The sequence below is a fragment of the Streptomyces sp. NPDC002206 genome (assembly GCF_053593595.1).
Genome location: NZ_JBSFCW010000001.1, coordinates 504,363 through 520,559, shown reverse-complemented (window position 1 = coordinate 520,559; position 16,197 = coordinate 504,363). Strand labels below are relative to the sequence as shown.

The 16,197-nt window shown below is 70.5% G+C and carries 12 protein-coding genes; 8 read left to right on the top strand and 4 right to left on the bottom strand.

The window, feature by feature from the left end; genetic code table 11:
- The first annotated feature begins 19 nt into the window (after positions 1-19).
- Both ACWCP8_RS02410 and ACWCP8_RS02405 read left to right on the top strand, forming a co-directional pair.
- The gene (locus ACWCP8_RS02410) at positions 20-1,573 is read left to right on the top strand and encodes a hypothetical protein (RefSeq protein WP_451113947.1); all 1,554 of its coding nucleotides are present in this window, start codon (positions 20-22) and stop codon (positions 1,571-1,573) included.
- Positions 1,570-3,918: a glycosyltransferase gene (locus ACWCP8_RS02405; RefSeq protein ID WP_451113946.1), complete on the top strand. Its 2,349-nt coding sequence runs from the start codon at positions 1,570-1,572 to the stop codon at positions 3,916-3,918. The genes ACWCP8_RS02410 and ACWCP8_RS02405 overlap by 4 nt, the downstream gene beginning before the upstream one ends.
- A gap of 189 nt (positions 3,919-4,107) precedes the next feature.
- On the opposite strand, the gene ACWCP8_RS02400 is transcribed toward ACWCP8_RS02405, so the two are convergent.
- The gene (locus ACWCP8_RS02400) at positions 4,108-5,481 is read right to left on the bottom strand and encodes a polysialyltransferase family glycosyltransferase (RefSeq protein ID WP_451113945.1); all 1,374 of its coding nucleotides are present in this window, start codon (positions 5,479-5,481) and stop codon (positions 4,108-4,110) included.
- Positions 5,478-6,461, bottom strand: a complete 984-nt coding sequence (locus tag ACWCP8_RS02395; RefSeq protein WP_352267791.1) for a glycosyltransferase family 2 protein — start codon at positions 6,459-6,461, stop codon at positions 5,478-5,480. Before ACWCP8_RS02395 ends, ACWCP8_RS02400 begins: the two co-directional genes overlap by 4 nt.
- Positions 6,462-6,670: 209 nt before the next feature.
- Here ACWCP8_RS02395 and ACWCP8_RS02390 point away from each other — a divergent pair, with 209 nt between their 5' ends.
- The 4 genes from ACWCP8_RS02390 to ACWCP8_RS02375 are packed head-to-tail and all read left to right on the top strand — an operon-like array spanning position 6,671 to position 11,312.
- Positions 6,671-8,029 (top strand): DUF6716 putative glycosyltransferase, encoded by a 1,359-nt coding sequence (locus tag ACWCP8_RS02390; protein ID WP_352267789.1) that lies wholly within the window; start codon positions 6,671-6,673, stop codon positions 8,027-8,029.
- 20 nt (positions 8,030-8,049) lie between these two features.
- The gene (locus tag ACWCP8_RS02385) at positions 8,050-9,297 is read left to right on the top strand and encodes a cytidylyltransferase domain-containing protein (RefSeq protein ID WP_451113944.1); all 1,248 of its coding nucleotides are present in this window, start codon (positions 8,050-8,052) and stop codon (positions 9,295-9,297) included.
- A 12-nt stretch (positions 9,298-9,309) separates the two neighbouring features.
- Positions 9,310-10,245 carry an N-acetylneuraminate synthase family protein gene (locus tag ACWCP8_RS02380; protein WP_451113943.1) on the top strand — a complete coding sequence of 312 codons (936 nt, stop codon included), beginning with the start codon at positions 9,310-9,312 and terminating at the stop codon, positions 10,243-10,245.
- An 11-nt stretch (positions 10,246-10,256) separates the two neighbouring features.
- Positions 10,257-11,312, top strand: a complete 1,056-nt coding sequence (locus ACWCP8_RS02375; RefSeq protein WP_352267786.1) for a hypothetical protein — start codon at positions 10,257-10,259, stop codon at positions 11,310-11,312.
- A 199-nt stretch (positions 11,313-11,511) separates the two neighbouring features.
- Here ACWCP8_RS02375 and ACWCP8_RS02370 read toward each other — a convergent pair whose 3' ends face one another.
- Positions 11,512-11,967, bottom strand: coding sequence for a hypothetical protein (locus ACWCP8_RS02370; RefSeq protein ID WP_355995751.1), 456 nt, complete (start codon positions 11,965-11,967; stop codon positions 11,512-11,514).
- A gap of 76 nt (positions 11,968-12,043) precedes the next feature.
- Positions 12,044-13,318, bottom strand: a complete 1,275-nt coding sequence (locus ACWCP8_RS02365) for a M48 family metallopeptidase (protein WP_451113942.1) — start codon at positions 13,316-13,318, stop codon at positions 12,044-12,046.
- Between the two features lie 281 nt (positions 13,319-13,599).
- Here ACWCP8_RS02365 and ACWCP8_RS02360 point away from each other — a divergent pair, with 281 nt between their 5' ends.
- Both ACWCP8_RS02360 and ACWCP8_RS02355 read left to right on the top strand, forming a co-directional pair.
- Positions 13,600-14,865: an amidohydrolase gene (locus ACWCP8_RS02360; RefSeq protein WP_352267912.1), complete on the top strand. Its 1,266-nt coding sequence runs from the start codon at positions 13,600-13,602 to the stop codon at positions 14,863-14,865.
- A gap of 138 nt (positions 14,866-15,003) precedes the next feature.
- Positions 15,004-16,047: a BMP family lipoprotein gene (locus ACWCP8_RS02355; RefSeq protein WP_352267783.1), complete on the top strand. Its 1,044-nt coding sequence runs from the start codon at positions 15,004-15,006 to the stop codon at positions 16,045-16,047.
- Positions 16,048-16,197: the final 150 nt, after the last annotated feature.

Below are 16,197 nucleotides of genomic sequence, written 5' to 3'. Positions count from 1 at the left end.
ACCAGACGCTTGGAGCGCCATGACGAAAGCCCGCACCCGTTGGCCACGGCAGCGTGAAGCTGAGGACTCGCTCCCGCCCGAAGGCGGTACGTCCCACCTCGCCACGGTCCGGCCGACGGAACTGGAGACCTGCCTGCGCGCCTGCGCCGCGCACAGCGGGAAGCTGGTCGCAGGGCTCGACCGGCGGCGTACGGCGCTCGCGGAGGCCCTGCGGAATCTGCTGGCCACCCACGCCACCATGGAGCAGACGTCCTCCGGGGCCTCCCCGATCCCGCTGCTGCGGCGCACCGCCAAGGGCGGTTCGGGTGCCGCTCTGGTGCTCGGCGACGAGCTGCTCGACCCGCTGCTCGCGGTCGGCAACAAGGCGCTGGACTGCGGTTACGAGGACGAGCTGAAGCTCGCGATCCTCATCACGGACACCGTGCTCACCCAGCGCAAGCGCTCCCGGGCGGGCTGGCGGCTGCGGGCCCGGACGCTGGAGGCGATGGGCGCGGAGACCGCCGCAGTCGAGGCGTACGGGCACTACCTCGACCTCACCGACGAGGACGGCTTCGGGGTCGCGGCGAAGACGGCCGGGCTGCGGGTGGGCGCGGAGCGCCAGAGCGAACTGCTGCGGAAGCTGGAGCGCGACTGCCCCGAGGCCGCGGCCTTCGCCGGCCGGTCCGTCACCGAGTCCTGGGCCGAGGGCCTGGCGCTGCACGGGCGGGGGGACTGGAACGAGGCACGGCCCCGGCTGATCGGCGCACTCCTGACCCAGGACCGGGTCGGTGCGCCGGTACCGGAGATCCAGGAGGCCCTGGGCCAATACCTCGGCCTCGCGCTGGAGGTCAGCGGCGCGGCGGGCAGCGGCGGCAGCCCCCGTGGCAACGCGGGCACCGACGATCTCGCCCTCCTCACGGACCTCATCGCGCTCTACGCCGAGCAGCGCCGGACCCGGATGCGCGGCCCGATCGCCGACCCCACCTTCGGCGGCGTCGAATGGACCACGCTCGGCGAGTTCCGTAACCGCATCGCGGGCAAGTCGATCTGCCTGATCGCCAACTCGCAGCGTGTCGGGACCGGTTCGATGGGTGCCGAGATCGACGCGTACGACCTGGTCGTCCGCTTCAACTCGTACAAGATCGACCCGTCGGCGACCGGCAAGCGCACCGACATCCACGCCACCATCCACAAGCACGGCTTCAACTGGGACCAGAAGGTCCACACCCGGCTGGTCTTCGGTGGCGTCTCCGGCGACTGGAAGTACTCGCTGCGCAACCGGCTGGTGCCGGGCGCCCAGCAGTACCTCGGCGACGAATCGCTGCGCTGGCCGCTGCGCGACATCGGCAAGGTCGGCGCGGATGTCTGGCCGGCCATCCCCACCAGTGGCTTCAACATGCTGTGGCTGCTGGACTACCTGGACGTCAGCCCGCAGCTCGACCTGATCGGCTTCGACTTCTACGAGAGCGGCGCCTACCGGCTGCCCGCCGCGATGAAGATGCCCATCACCTCCGTGCACGAGTACACCAGCGAAAAGGCGTGGGTCATGGAACGCGCCCAGAGCGTCACCGATATGAGGATCCGACTGCGATGACGACGACGCCCCCTACGACCGACGCGCCCGCACCACAGGCCCCCGCCCCCGCGAACGCACTCACCGGCAAGCGCCGCGTCGCCTTCGCGAGCTTCGTGGACGAGAACTATCTGCCCGGCTTCCTCGCCCTGCTGCGCAGCCTCGCCCTGTCCAACCCGGCGGTCTGCGAGGACTTCATCGTCCTGCACGACGGGCTGCGGCCCGCCTCGGTCGCACAGATCCGGGCGCTGCACCCGCGCATCGACTTCCGCCGGGTCGACGCCGCGCACTACGACACGTACGCCAAGGGCGACCAGGACAACTACCTGGTGCGCAAGGCGTACTTCATCCTCGACGTCTTCCGGGTGCGCGACTACGACACCGTGATCACCCTGGACACCGACATGGTGGTCCTCGACGATCTGGGCGACCTGCTGACGCTGCGCGACGGTCTTGCCGCCGTTCCGCAGTTCTTCTACGGGCAGCACAAGCTCAACAGCGGGCTGCTGGTCATCCAGCGCGAGTATCTGAGCGACGAGTTCTGCGCGAAGATCGACGAGGTCGGCCGCAAGGGCACGTACGAACTCGACAAGCACGACCAGGGCATCCTGAACGCCGTGCTCGACGGTGACTTCGTGCAGCTCGACGCCCGCTACAACTTCGTCAAGCGGCGGCTCTCCGGCGACCTCCCGGTGCCCGACACCACCGCGATCCTGCACTTCACCGGCCGGCACAAGCCCTGGCAGGGCGGCGAGGCCGGCTACGCCCAGGCCGAGGACCGCTGGCGCGAATTCGAACTGTCCGACGCCGAGTTCCACGCCGCGTACCTGGCGCTGCCCGGCGCCAAGCACCACGACCTGCTGGTGCACTACGGCACCGCGCACGTCCGGCGCACCGCCGACCCCGAGAGCGCCCGGCGGGTCGCCGCCGCGCACATCGGCGCCGGTGAGTACCAGGAGGCGGCCGACCTGCTCGGCGGTGTCCGGATCCCCGTCGACGAGGCCTGGTCGCACGAGGTGCTCGGCCACGCACTGATGAGCGTCTCCCGCTACGAGGAGGCCCGCGCCCAGCTCCTGCTGGCCAGCGCCGCCCCCAACCGGGCCGCGACCGCCTTCTCGCGCCTCGCCCAGATCGCCTGGATCCACGGCGACGACGCCACCGCCGCGCAGTACGCCCTCGAAGGGCTCGGCGTCGACCCGACCCACCGGGCGAACCGGCTGATGTACCTGCGCACCAAGGACGTTGCGGCCCCCGCCGAGGGACCGGCCGCCGAGCAGCTCGCGCACGTCGCCTTCTACATGGACCGGCAGGGCAACGCCGGGGACAAGCTGCTCCCGGAGAGCGTCCGGCTGGCCTTCGGCCGCGACACCGGCCCGGCCCGCTGGCACTCCGTCCACGCCCACCGGCTCTTCGACGAGGCCGCACTGGAACGGGTCAACGCCCGCCGCGGACTGGTCATCGGCGGCGGCGGCCTCTTCATCCCGGACACCGCGCCGAACGGCAACAGCGGCTGGCAGTGGAACGTCCCCGACGAACTGCTGGAGCGGATCGACGTACCCGTCATGGTGTACGCGGTCGGGTTCAACGCCTTCGACGGCCAGGCGTACGGCCACGGCCGGGACCGGTTCCTCTCCTCGCTGCGGAAGCTGGTGGAGCGTGCCTCGTTCTTCGGGCTGCGCAACCACGGCTCGATCGAGAAGGTCCGCGAGCTGCTGCCGACGTCGCTGCACGACAAGGTCCGCTTCCAGCCCTGCCCGACCACGGTCACCCGGCAGCTGGTGGACGGCTGGAGCGACCCCGTACAGCGCGAGAACACCGTGCTGATCAACGCCGCGTACGACCGGTCCGGGCTCCGCTTCGGCCACGACTACGCGCACTTCCTCGCCGAGATGGCAACCGCGGTGAAGGAGCTCGGCAAGCGCGCCGAGGTGCAGTGCGTGGCCCACTCGCTGGACGACGAGCGCATCGCCTTCGACCTGCGTCGCGAGCACGGCATCGCGCTGCCGGTGATCCCGATGTACGACTTCGAGAACGACGAGATCCGGTCCACGTACGCCCGGACCAAGCTGGTCATCGGGATGCGCGGGCACGCGGGCATGATCCCGTTCGGCTGCGGTACGCCGATCATCAGCCTGATCTCGCACCCGAAGATGGCGTACTTCCTGTCCGACATCGAACGGCCCGAGTGGGGTATCTCCGTCCATGACCGGCACCTCGGGGCGCGGCTCGTGGAGCGGGCGGCCGGGCTGCTGGACGACCATGCGGCGGCGGTGGCCGATGTGCACGGGCGGCAGCAGGAACTGTGGAAGGTCACCGAGGCCAACGCGGCCGACCTCCGAGTGATCCAGGGAGGTGTGCGCGGCTGACGGCGCGACGAAGGGGGGCGGGGCGCCGACCAGGCACCCCGCCCCCCTTTTGCCCTCGGCCGCCGGTCGGGCTCGAAACTCGCCGGACCGGTACGAAGCTCGCCGGGCGGGCGCGAATACCGAGCCCGTCCGGCGAGTGAGGAGCCGGCGGCCCCGGTCGGCCGGCCCGGTCACCGGTGGCCGCGCCGGCTAGCGTCGCACAACCCGCCGCAACGACTTCGCCCGCCGCGCGACCCGGCGCACCGCGGCATTCCGCGGCAGGAACGCGAACTGCGCGGGCACCCCGCCGGGCAGCCCCAGCGAAGTCAGCCGCTTGCGCTTGAAGTAGCGCCAGGTCGTGGCCGTGAGATGGGCGGAGAGGTACCGCTCCGCGGCCGGCCGCAGCTCCGGATAGATCTTCGGCTGCATCGTGAAGCCGACCGCGGTGATCAGTTCGTTCAACTCGGCCGGTGCCACCGCAACGGCTTCCGTGACCGCGCCCCGGTCGCCGAGGTCCGGCACCAGCGCGTCCACCAGCGTGACCGGAACCCGGTTGCTGTTCTCGAACGGGGACAGCCGATCCAGCAGAGTGTCCGTACCGACCCGTGCCACCGGCAGCCCGTAGAACGCGGACGCCGTGAGCAGCGCGGTCGAGAAGCAGCCGACGACCAGCGCCGGCCGTATCCGCTGGTACAGCACCTCGGCGAGGACCGGCGCGGTCAGCACCCCCGAGTCCAGCACGGTCAGCTCCGCGCCGAGTTTCGCCGCCTCCGTCTCCATCGCCTGCGACCACTGGGCCGGGGCCGTCGGATGCGGCTTGAACACCAGGCGGGTATGGCCGAGTCCGACCGCGCCGCGCATCATCCGCAGGTGCAGCTGTTCCTCCTCCGCCGCGCTGATCAGGCCGAGCGCGGAGAGGTACTGGCCGAGCAGCAGCGCGGGCGCGTCCACGGACGGCACGCTCGCCGCGACATCGTGGGTGTCGCCCAGTTCACCGAGCACCTTGAGGAACGCCTCGGTCGGCACGATCTGCGACGCCACGCCGAACTCGGTGAGCAGCAACGGCTTCAGCCCCGGCACGAGGTCGAGGTGGAGCAGCCGCCGCACCCGGGTGCCGATCAGCGGGTCGATCTTGTTCCTGGTCGGGCCGTAGCTCATCAGCCCGTCCGCGTACACATCGATCGGTACGCCGGTGAAGATCTCGGCGATCGCCATCGCCGGGTTGACCTGGATCGACTCGATGGCAAGCTCGATGTCGTCGTCGCCGAGTCCCCAGGCGAGGCGCAGATGCCGTTCCCACAGCGGCACGTCGTCGGGGCGCGGGGCCCAGCCGCTCGGGTGATGGGGGGCGATGGTCGCGTTCCACGACACGACGTCGTCGAACCGGCCGCGCAGCGCGTCGAACCCGGGCATCGCGTCGACGGCGGGTGTCGTCTCCGGGATCGCCGCGTTGTTCGAGACGAGCAGGATGCGGCGGTCGGCGTCCGCGAAGACGCCCGCGTCCAGGGCGGCGGCGAGCGTGGCCGCGCCGTAGAGGGTGGAGGCGAAGAAAATCTGTGTCGTACGGGTCCGGCTGCTGCTCATGCGGCCGCCACCTCCTTCGCGGTGACGGGCCGGCGGCGCAGCCGGCGCAGCAGGGTCGCGCGCTGCAGGTCCATCGAGTCGAGGGCGTCGTCCAGCACGTCCTGCGGCATCCGCTTGAGCGCTCCGGCGCTCATCGATTTCAGGGCACGGGCCACAGAAGGTTCGTACCTTTCCATCGAACTCATGTGATGCGAAATGATCGCGCAATAGGTACGGACCGCTTTCGGCAGGAGTGCCTGCGCATCCCGGTCCGCCGCTGTTTCCCGTACGACTTGGTCAAATGAGCGGATGAAATCGAGCTGACGCACGTCGCCGATCTGGGTCAGTGACGAGGCGATGCCACGCCGGTAGAAAATGCCGAGAAGCCCCAGCACCGCAAAGGAATCCGCCTCGCGGTGCAGCCGCCAGATCCACGGCCGGTCCTCGGCGGTGCGCAGACCGTCCGTGAAGTGCAGCAGCCCGCGGTCCAGGAGCCGGCGGTGGTAGAGGCCCGCCCAGGCGTACGGATAGTCGACCGAGGTGGTGCGCCCGGCGGGCAGGATCGCGTCCCGCGGGTCCATGACCTCGCCCCTGCGGCCGTGCGGGACGCGGTGGACCGTACGGGTCCTGCCGTCGGCCTGGACATGGTCGGTACGGACGAAGTCGCAGCCCAGCGCCTCGGTACGGGCGAGCAGGTCGGTGTAGAACCCGGGGACGAGCCAGTCGTCGCCGTCCAGGAAGGCGAGGTACTCGCCGCGGGCCGCGTCCAGACCGGTGTTCCGGGCGGTGGCCAGTCCGCCGTTCTGCTTGTGTCTGCGTACGACCACCCCCGGAATCTCGTCCTCGGCGCGGCGGAGTATGTCCGCGGTCCCGTCGGTCGAACAGTCGTCGACGAGGATGAATTCGAAGTCCTCGCGGGCGTTGGCCCGCAGGCTTCTCAGGGTGTCGGGGGCGTATGTCTGCACGTTGTAGAACGGCACGATTACGGAGAGCTTAACCACCCTTCACACGCTAGGGGGGCGCTCGTCATTTGCCCTGGACCCAGGGGGGACGGCAGGTGAACGACGAATGTCGGAATGATGAACCGGTCCAAATCCGAGAGGATTACGGGGCATTTGTGGAGCTGATTCGCCAACAGTCGGCGGGCTGTTAACCAGCTGTTGCCGTCACGTTGGGCCGCCAATCGAAATGTCTTCCTAACTTCTAGGACGTGCCCCCACGTACCAGCAAAACGACGGCGCTCCGGGTAGCCGTACTCGCCGACTCGGACACCCGGTGGAAATGGGGCGCGCTCACCGCGCGCCGCCTGACCACCGGGGCCCCGGACGCGTCCCGGGCAGCGGACCGACCGGTCGAGATCAGCGGACTGCTGCTGCGCGGCCGCGCCACTCCGACCCCGCGCCAGCTCGCCGAGGTGGGCGACGTCGGGATCGAGACCGGCCGGGTGCGCGAGGTGACGGCCGTCGAGTTCCTGGACACCGTGCGGAACGAGGGGTACGACCTGGTGGTCCTCGCCCTGGTCGGCGGCGCCGTCCAGGCGATGCTGCACGGCCTCGCCGCCCTGCGGCAGGCCGCCCGGCCCGTCGTCGTCACCGGCTATGTCGGTGTCGTCTACGAGAAGCTCGCCGACGGGCTGCTGCTGCGACACGGCGCGGACGTCGTCCTCGCCAACTCCCGGCACGACGCGGAGCGTTTCCGCGCGGTGTACGAAGGAGTGGGCGCCGATGCCTCGGCGGTCACAGAGGCCGCACTGCCGTTCCTCGGCGGCGCGCCGCACCGGCCGCAGGAGGGCCGCGACACGGTCGTGTTCGCAGCCCAGCCCTCCGTACCGGCTTCCCGCGCCGACCGGACGTACCTTCTGCGCCGGCTCGTCGAGCACGCCAGGCTGCACCCCGACCGCGAGGTGCTGCTGAAGCTGCGCTCCAAGCCGGGTGAGCACACCACGCACATCGAAGAACTTCCGTACCAGCGGCTCGCGGCGAAGCTTCCCGGCGGGCTGCCGCCCAACTTCAGCCTGGTGTACGGGCACATGGGCGAGGTCCTCGACCGCACCGACCTGCTGGTCACGGTCTCCTCGACCGCCGCGCTGGAGTCCCTTCACCGGCGCATCCCGACCGCGATCCTCACCGACCTCGGCGTCCGCGAGACCCTCGGCAACCACCACTTCATCGGCTCGGGCCTGCTCACCTCGTGGGACCGGCTCGACGGCGGCTCCCACCCGGAGCCCGACGAGAAGTGGCTGGCCGGCCAGGGCGTCGCCGCCGACGGCACGTACGACACGGCCTACGACACCGCTCGCGCCCGCGTCGACGCGCTGCTGGCCGAGGACCGCCTTCCCGACCTCACGCCGTACTACACACCCGCCACCGCCCCCGGCTACCTCCCCGGCATCCTCGCCCGCCACCACCTGGCCCCGGACGGCCACCCGCTGCCGGGCGCCGCGGCGCCGCGCGAGACCGGCGGGGTGCGGGGCGCGGTCCGCGACGCCGTTCGGGAGGCGGCGCGGGGGGCGTACCGGCAGGGAGTCCAGCGGGTCGCCCCCGTGATCCGGCGGATGGGCGAACTGTGAACACCACTTCAGGAGCAGAGATGACCCCGACCCCGACCGTGCTCGCCGTGATCCCCGCACGCGGCGGATCCAAGGGCGTCCCGGCCAAGAACATCGCCCAGGTCGGCGGTATACCGCTGGTCGCCCGCGCGGTGCAGGCCTGTCTCGGATCGAGCGAGGTCACCGACGTCGTCGTGACGACCGACGACACGGTCATCGCCGCCGCCGCACGGGCCGCGGGTGACGCGCTGGGGGCCTCCGGGCGGCTGCACTGCGTGCAGCGTCCCGCGGCCATCGCGGGCGACAGGTCGAGCAGCGAGGACGCGGTGCTGCACGCCCTCGACACGTACGAGGCGATGCACGACCGCACCGTCGACGTGGTGCTGCTGGTCCAGTGCACCAGCCCGTTCATCACGCGCGAGGACATCGACGGGGTGGCCGCAGCGGTCGCCCACGAAGGCGCCGACACGGCCGTCACCGTGGCCCCCTTCCACGGCTTCATATGGCGCGACGGCACCGCCGTCGAGGACCACGCCTACGGCGTCAACCACGACAAGGGCGTCCGGCAGATGCGGCAGGACCGCCCCGAGGACCTGCTGGAGACCGGCGCGGCGTATGCGATGAACGTCGCCGGCTTCCGTACCCACCGCCACCGCTTCTTCGGCGACACCGCGCTGGTCCGCACCGACCCCGCCCGGGTGCTGGAGATCGACGACCCGCACGACCTGGCCCGCGCCCGCGCCCTCGCGCCGCTCCTCGACCCGTCGCCGCTGCCGACCCGCGACGACATCGACGCCGTCGTCCTCGACTTCGACGGCACCCAGACCGACGACCGCGTCCTCATCGACGCCGACGGACGCGAGATCGTCGCCGTCCACCGCGGCGACGGCCTGGGCATCGCGGCCCTGCGCAAGTCCGGGCTCGACCTCCTCATCCTGTCCAGCGAGCAGAACCCGGTCGTCGCCGCCCGCGCCAACAAGCTCAGGATCCCCGTCCTGCACGGCATCGACCGCAAGGACCTCGCGCTCAAGCAGTGGTGCGACGAGCAGGGCATCGCGCCCGAGCGGGTGCTCTACGTCGGCAACGACGTCAATGACCTGCCCTGCTTCGCCCTCGCCGGCTGGCCCGTCGCCGTCGCCAGCGCCCACGACTCGGTACGCGCCGCCGCGCGCGCCGTCACGACCACCCCCGGCGGCTTCGGCGCCATCCGCGAAATCGCGGCGTGGCTGCTCGGCCCCAGCCTCACAAACCACCAGTCCACCCCCACCAACAACACCACCACCAAGTAAGGAAACACCCCCATGAGCACCTCCCGCCTGCGCACCCTCGGCACCCGCACCGCCGGCCCCGGTCAGCCCGTCTACATCACCGGCGAGATCGGCATCAACCACAACGGTGACCTCGACAACGCCCTCGCGCTGATCGACGTGGCCGCCGAAGCCGGCTGTGACGCCGTCAAGTTCCAGAAGCGCACCCCGGAGATCTGCACCCCGCGCGACCAGTGGGACATCGAGCGCGACACCCCCTGGGGCCGGATGACGTACATCGACTACCGCCACCGCGTCGAGTTCGGCGAGGCCGAGTACCAGGCCATCTCCGACCACTGCGCCGAGCGCGGCATCGACTGGTTCGCCTCCCCGTGGGACACCGAGGCCGTCGCCTTCCTGGAGAAGTTCGACGTCCCCGCCCACAAGGTCGCCTCGGCCTCGCTGACCGACGACGAGCTGCTCCGCTCGCTGCGTGGCACCGGCCGCACGATCATCCTCTCCACCGGCATGTCGACGCCGCGCCAGATCCGGCACGCGGTCGAGGTCCTCGGCAGCGACAACATCCTGCTCTGCCACGCCACTTCGACGTACCCCGCGAAGGCGGAGGAGCTGAACCTGCGCGTCATCAACACCCTCCAGCAGGAGTACCCGAACGTCCCGATCGGCTACAGCGGCCACGAGACCGGCCTCCAGACGACCCTCGCCGCCGTCGCCCTCGGCGCCGCGTTCGTCGAGCGTCACATCACCCTCGACCGCGCCATGTGGGGCTCCGACCAGGCCGCCTCGGTCGAGCCGCAGGGCCTCACCCGCCTCGTCCGCGACATCCGCACCATCGAGGCCTCCCTCGGTGACGGTGTCAAGAAGGTGTACGAGTCCGAGCTCGGCCCGATGAAGAAGCTCCGCCGCGTCGCGGGCGTCGTCGCCGAGAACATCGAGGCGGCCCCGGCCGCCGAGCCGGCCGCGGTCTGACGGGCCGACCGGTGAACCTCGCCTTCGTCGAGAGCCCGGTCCAGCTCCTGAACGTCCTGGAGTGGGCCTACACAGAGGGAGGCGACGACCTGGTCCGCTCGGACATGACGGTCGTCGTCCTCCCCCCGGTCGACCCGATGTCGCGCGGTCAGCTGCGCCGGATGGCGGAGCTGGCCCGCGACGAGGGCGCCACCGTGCGCTGGCAGGAGGCGCGCGGCGGTGCGGGTGCGCCGTTGAAGGCCCTGCGCGAACTGACGGGACTGCTGCGCAGGGCGGACCGGATCGTGATCGGCGACCCGTTCTCCCGCTATGTGCAGCTGCTCCTCACGATGGTCCGCGCCCGACGCCTCACGGTGGTCGACGACGGCACGGCCACGATGGAGTTCGTCGCCCAAATGGCGCGCGGCGAACGGCTGGTGCGCTGGCACCGGCGTGGCAGGTCGGGCGCGCGCGAACTGGTCCTGGCTCCGGTCACGGCCACCGCCCGTCGCCGCTTCACCCCGTCGAGGACCCGTACGGTCGAGGTGTTCACAGCGATGCCGGTCGAGGCTCCGGCCGGCATCACGGTCACCCCCAACACCTTCGCCTGGACCCGTGCCCGCTTCGGTCCGCCGCTGCTCACCCGGGGCGCGGACCTGGTCGGCACATCCCTGGTCGAGACGGGCGTCATCGACCAGGAGCAGTACCTGGAGGCGGTCTCCGCCCTGGCCCGGACCCACGGAGCGACCCGCTACTTCGCCCATCGCCGGGAGTCCGCCGACAAACTCCACGCCCTGGAAGCCGCCACCGGCCTGGAGATCGTCCGTCCGGACCTCCCTCTGGAACTCATCGCCCGCCGTGGCCCGATCGGTCGCACGGTTCTGAGCTTCCCGTCCACGGTCGTCCACACACTGCCACTCGCACTGGTCGGCACGGAGGTCAAGGTCGCGGTCTGCGACATCGCCCCGGAATGGCTGCGGGACACGGCGTCGCCGCGCGCGCAGGGATTCCTGAGCGGAGTCACGGAGACGGCGCGCGACGTACAGCGGCTGGCCCCGTGGCGGGCGACGGCGGTCACGGAGGCCTAGCCGCCGGCGGGGCGTCCGAGGCGCACGACCCTGTCCTCGATCAACGGCGCACTGCTGCCCGACGCACTGCCCCGTTTCGTGCCGGAGGGCGCGGGACGCTTCATTCAGCTGCCACGAAAAAGCCGGAGCCACCCACTTTCGAGCAGGCACTTGCCCTCCATGCGCGGCTCCCGGGGCGGCGGACCGGCAGCGACAGGCGCTACCGCCCCGTGCGGGTGAGGTCCATCGTCCAGTTCGTCTCCCAGCTCGCCCCCTCGTCCGCGGAGAACCGCTGGGTCCAGCGGGCGGAGTCCTCCGTGATGTCCGACCAGACGAAGTGGACCCGGACAGGTCGCCCCTCGTGGGTGTCGTCGCCGTGGAAATCGCCGCGTCCGTCGGTGAAGCCGCCGGTCACCGGGGGAAGCAGTGCACCGGTCGTGGTGTCGGCCCAGTGCAGCTTCCACTGCTCCGACGAAGGGTCGTAGAGGCGCAGCGTCACCCCACGGAAATCCTTGGTGGGGAAGTGGATCTCGTCGATGTTGCCCATGCCGCCGAGAACCGGGCGGATCACCGCGTGCCCCGGGAATTCGTCCCATGCGGTGGAGCCGGTGAAGAGTTCGGACAGGCGTCGGTTCGCCACGTCCCAGGTGCCGAAGAGGAAGTCGAAGTCATGCATGGCGCCATCATGCCGGGACGCGGCGTGATCCGCGTGCACGTGAAGAGGTTCGACCGCCGGACCGACGCCCGTTGCGCTAACGGCCGTTGAGGATCTCGCGCGCCAATGTCTCTCGGGCCTCGGCCAGTTCCGCATCGAGAGCAGCCTGCCGCTCGGGAGCCGCGACCACCTCGGCGGCCGTCGGAGCCCCGGTGAGCAGACAGGCGCGGCGCAGGTGGGTCGGCGGGTGGGTCGTGTCGACGCTGTGTCCCCGCAGGGCGCTGCAGCGCCGCTGACGCTCGTACTCGCTCTGCGGGAGCGAGTCCATGTGGGCGGCCAGCCGCTTCCACAGGCCGCGCCAGGCATCCTCGCGCGCCGGGTTCCCGGACCGTGCCATCTGCTTGGTGTTGGCTTCGCGCAGCAGCGCGGACGTGGCGGAGCCGCCGACCAGCAGGCGGTCCAGGAGCCCCACGGCCGCCTCGGTGGACCCGGCTCGGGCGGCGAAGGAATCGGCCAGGTACTCGCCGCGCTGCGTGGCGCGCAACGTCAGGTGGTCGAGCAGCATCAGGACACCCTGGACCACGCAACGGGGCAGCAGATACAACGCGTTGAGCGCCACCTCGCCAAGGGTGGGCTGCGGGATCCGGCTCAGCAGATACCACCACGTGGTCAGCGAGCGCAGTGCGTTCGCGATGATCAGCCCGTGGCGGGCGTCCCCGTTGGCGTAATGGCCGAGCTCGTGCCCCAGCAGTGCGATCCGCTGCTGCGGCGTCAGGATCTCCCAGAGACCGAGTCCGATCTCCATCCGCCGGCGCTGCCGCAGTCCGTACGTGCTCACGGACGCGTTCACGTCGACGGTCACGACAACCGCGTGCACCCCCGCCGTGCCGACGACCTCGGCGACCTCGGCGATCAGGGCGAACAGCTCGGGCGCATCGGCGCGGTACAGCACCGGCTCGTCGTCGGGGAGCTGTTCGAAGCGGGGTCGCAGGGGCCAGGCGATGCCCAGGAGAACCGCGCCCACCAGGGGCAGCGCGCTGCCCCAGCCGAGTACCACCAGCAGGATTCCGGCGAGGACCAGAGCAGCCGTAGCGCCGTGGACGGCCAGAGCGATGGTGTAGGCCAGGACACTGGCGCCATCGCGTCGGGGCCGCAATGTCTCACCGGCCGTCACCTCGGTGAGCAGCTTCTCCCCGTGCTGCCGGGCCAGCCTGCGCCGCAGCCGCTCCAGCCGCCCAGTAGTCTCCTCGGGCTCTCCCGGGTCCATGTTCCAGTCGCAGGCGGCGCACCACACGACGAACCTGGGGTCCGTCGGGATCTCTGTTCCGCACTCCGGGCACGGCTGAACGCTCTGGTCCAAGGTGTCGAGCATCGTCGAGGCCCCCCTCGTCCCGCGGCCCCGCCCAGGGACCGCTCCTGTGTACGACGCACTCGAACCGAGCGGGCCGGCGACGCAGCGTAAGCCGTGTGGAGTCCGGACCGACCGGCGGGTCGCGGCGCACGCCTTCGGGGGAAAGCGGGTGAGTTTACCCACCTCCATCTCACGGCACACGCTCCGACGCCGTATTTTGTTCCTCTATGCGGCTGAACTTTTGTTGATCTGTGGTCAGTTGAGGGGGCAAGGGGCCTACCCTTCACCAGGTGAACCAGTTGATGTCCCGCGAGTCCGATCCCGAGCTGCCCGAGGACGCCTCCCTGCCCGGCACGCTGCCCGAACCCCTGCGGGCAGAGCTGATCGCGTTCCGGCGCGATCTGCACATGCACCCCGAGCTCGGCAACCAGGAGTTCCGTACCACCGCGGCCCTCAAGGCCCGGCTGGAGAAGGCCGGGCTCGAACCCCGGGTGCTCTCCACCGGGACCGGGCTGATCTGCGACGTGGGCACATCGGGAGGGGCGCGAAGCTCGGACAGGGGCGATGGGCGACGGGCGGGCGACACGCGGCCCATGCTCGCCCTGCGTGCGGACATCGACGCCCTGCCCATTCCGGACACCAAGACCGGCGTTCCCTACCGCTCCACCGTCCCCGACCGGGCACATGCCTGTGGACACGACATTCACACCACGACCGTCCTCGGCGCCGGGCTCGTCCTCGCCGAGCTCGACCGGCAGGGGCTGCTGCCGCACCCCGTGCGGCTGATCTTCCAGCCGGCCGAGGAGGTGCTGCCCGGCGGGGCGGCCGATGCGATCGAGGCCGGGGTGCTGGAGGGCGTCGGGCGGATCATCGGGGTGCACTGCGACCCGAGGGTCGATGTGGGGAGGATCGGGCTGCGGGCCGGGCCGATCACCTCGGCCTGCGACCGGCTGGAGGTCACCCTGGGCGGCCCCGGCGGTCACACCGCCCGTCCGCATCTGACCACCGACCTGGTCACCGCCGCCGCGAGGGTGGCCACCGAGGTGCCCGCGCTGCTCGCCCGCCGGGTCGACGCCCGCTGGGGGCTCGCGGTCACCTGGGGGCGGCTGGTGGCCGGGCACGCGTGCAATGTGATCCCGCAGCACGCCGAACTGTCCGGGACGGTCCGCTGCCTGGATCTGGCGGCGTGGCGGGAGGCTCCTGATCTGGTCCATGCCGCCATCGACGAGGTGGCCGGAATGTACCGGGCCAAGTCTGTGATCAACTACGTCCGTGGGGTCCCGCCGGTCGTGAACGACCCGGGGACGATCGAGCTGCTGGCTGCCGCCATGGCCGGGCGCCGCGGATCGTATGCGATCGAGGACACCGAGCAGAGCCTCGGCGGGGAGGACTTCTCCTGGTATCTGGAGCACGTTCCGGGGGCCATGGCACGGCTCGGCGTGCGTACGCCCGGAGACACCCGGCATCTTGACCTGCACCGCGGAGACTTCGATGCGGACGAGGAGGCGATCACTGTTGGCGTGGAGCTGTTCACCGCCGCGGCTTTGCTCGACGGTAACCGCTCGTAACCGGACAGGTCACCGCTGGTTCGCGACGATCCGATAACGGCTTCCGTACAGGGCTTTATCTGACATCTACGCGCGTTACGATCGCGGCGAAACCAGCGCCGGAAGAGGCGCTTCGGTCAGGTTTGAAGGAGCCTTCCCTTGCGCCGGGTATCCAAGATCACTGCTGCATGTGCTGTCACCGCCGCTCTCGCGCTCACTGCCTCCGCGTGCGGCAGCTCGTCCGAGGAGAGCACCAGTCCCTCCGACAAGGGCCAGATGAAGATCGGCATGGCCTTCGACGTGGGCGGCCGTGGCGACAACTCGTTCAACGACTCCGCTGCCCGCGGTCTCGACAAGGCCAAGGCCGAGTTCAAGGCCCAGACGAAGGAGCTCACCGCCAAGAACGGTGAGACCCCGGCCGACCGCGAGCAGCGTCTGGAGTCGCTCGCCGAGGGCGGCTACAACCCGGTCGTCGCGATCGGCTTTGCGTACAAGGACGCGGTCGACAAGATCGCCCCGAAGTACCCGAAGGTCGACTTCGGCCTGGTCGACTCGGTCTCCGACGCGAAGAACGTCGACTCCATCGTCTTCACCGAGGAGCAGGGCTCGTACCTCGCCGGTGTCGCGGCGGCGCTGAAGTCGAAGGACGGCCAGGTCGGCTTCATCGGCGGTGTGGACCTTCCGCTGATCAAGAAGTTCGCCGCGGGCTTCCAGCAGGGTGTCCTGGACACGAACCCGAAGGCCAAGGTGCAGATCCAGTACCTGTCCACCGGTTCGGACCTGTCCGGCTTCGGTAGCCCCGACAAGGGCAAGGCCGCCGCCAAGGGCATGCTCGACAAGGGTGCGGACGTCATCTTCGCCGCCGCGGGCGGTTCCGGTGCCGGTGCGATCGAGGCCGTCGCGAGCCAGAAGGGTGCCTGGTCCATCGGTGTCGACTCCGACCAGGCCCTGGACCCGGCGCTGGCGAAGTACAAGGACACGATCCTGACCTCGGTCGTCAAGAACGTCGACGCCGGTGTCTACGACCTGATCAAGTCCGTCAAGGACGGCAAGCCGCTGACCGGCGTCCAGACGTACTCCCTGGCCAAGGGCGGCGTCTCGCTGACCACCACGGGTGACCACCTCACGGACATCCAGGCCAAGCTCGACGAGGCGAAGAAGAAGATCGTCGACGGCACGATCACGGTCAAGACCACGACCTGATCCGTCCCGTCGATCGGGGCCCGGGGGGAGCTGCTTCGGTTGCTCGCCCGGGCCCCGATTTCGCGTACGGCCTTCGACAGCACGTCTCCGTAGCCGTACGCACACCGTCCGCCACCTGCTATCGGGTGGCCAACGATTCGGTGGCGCTAC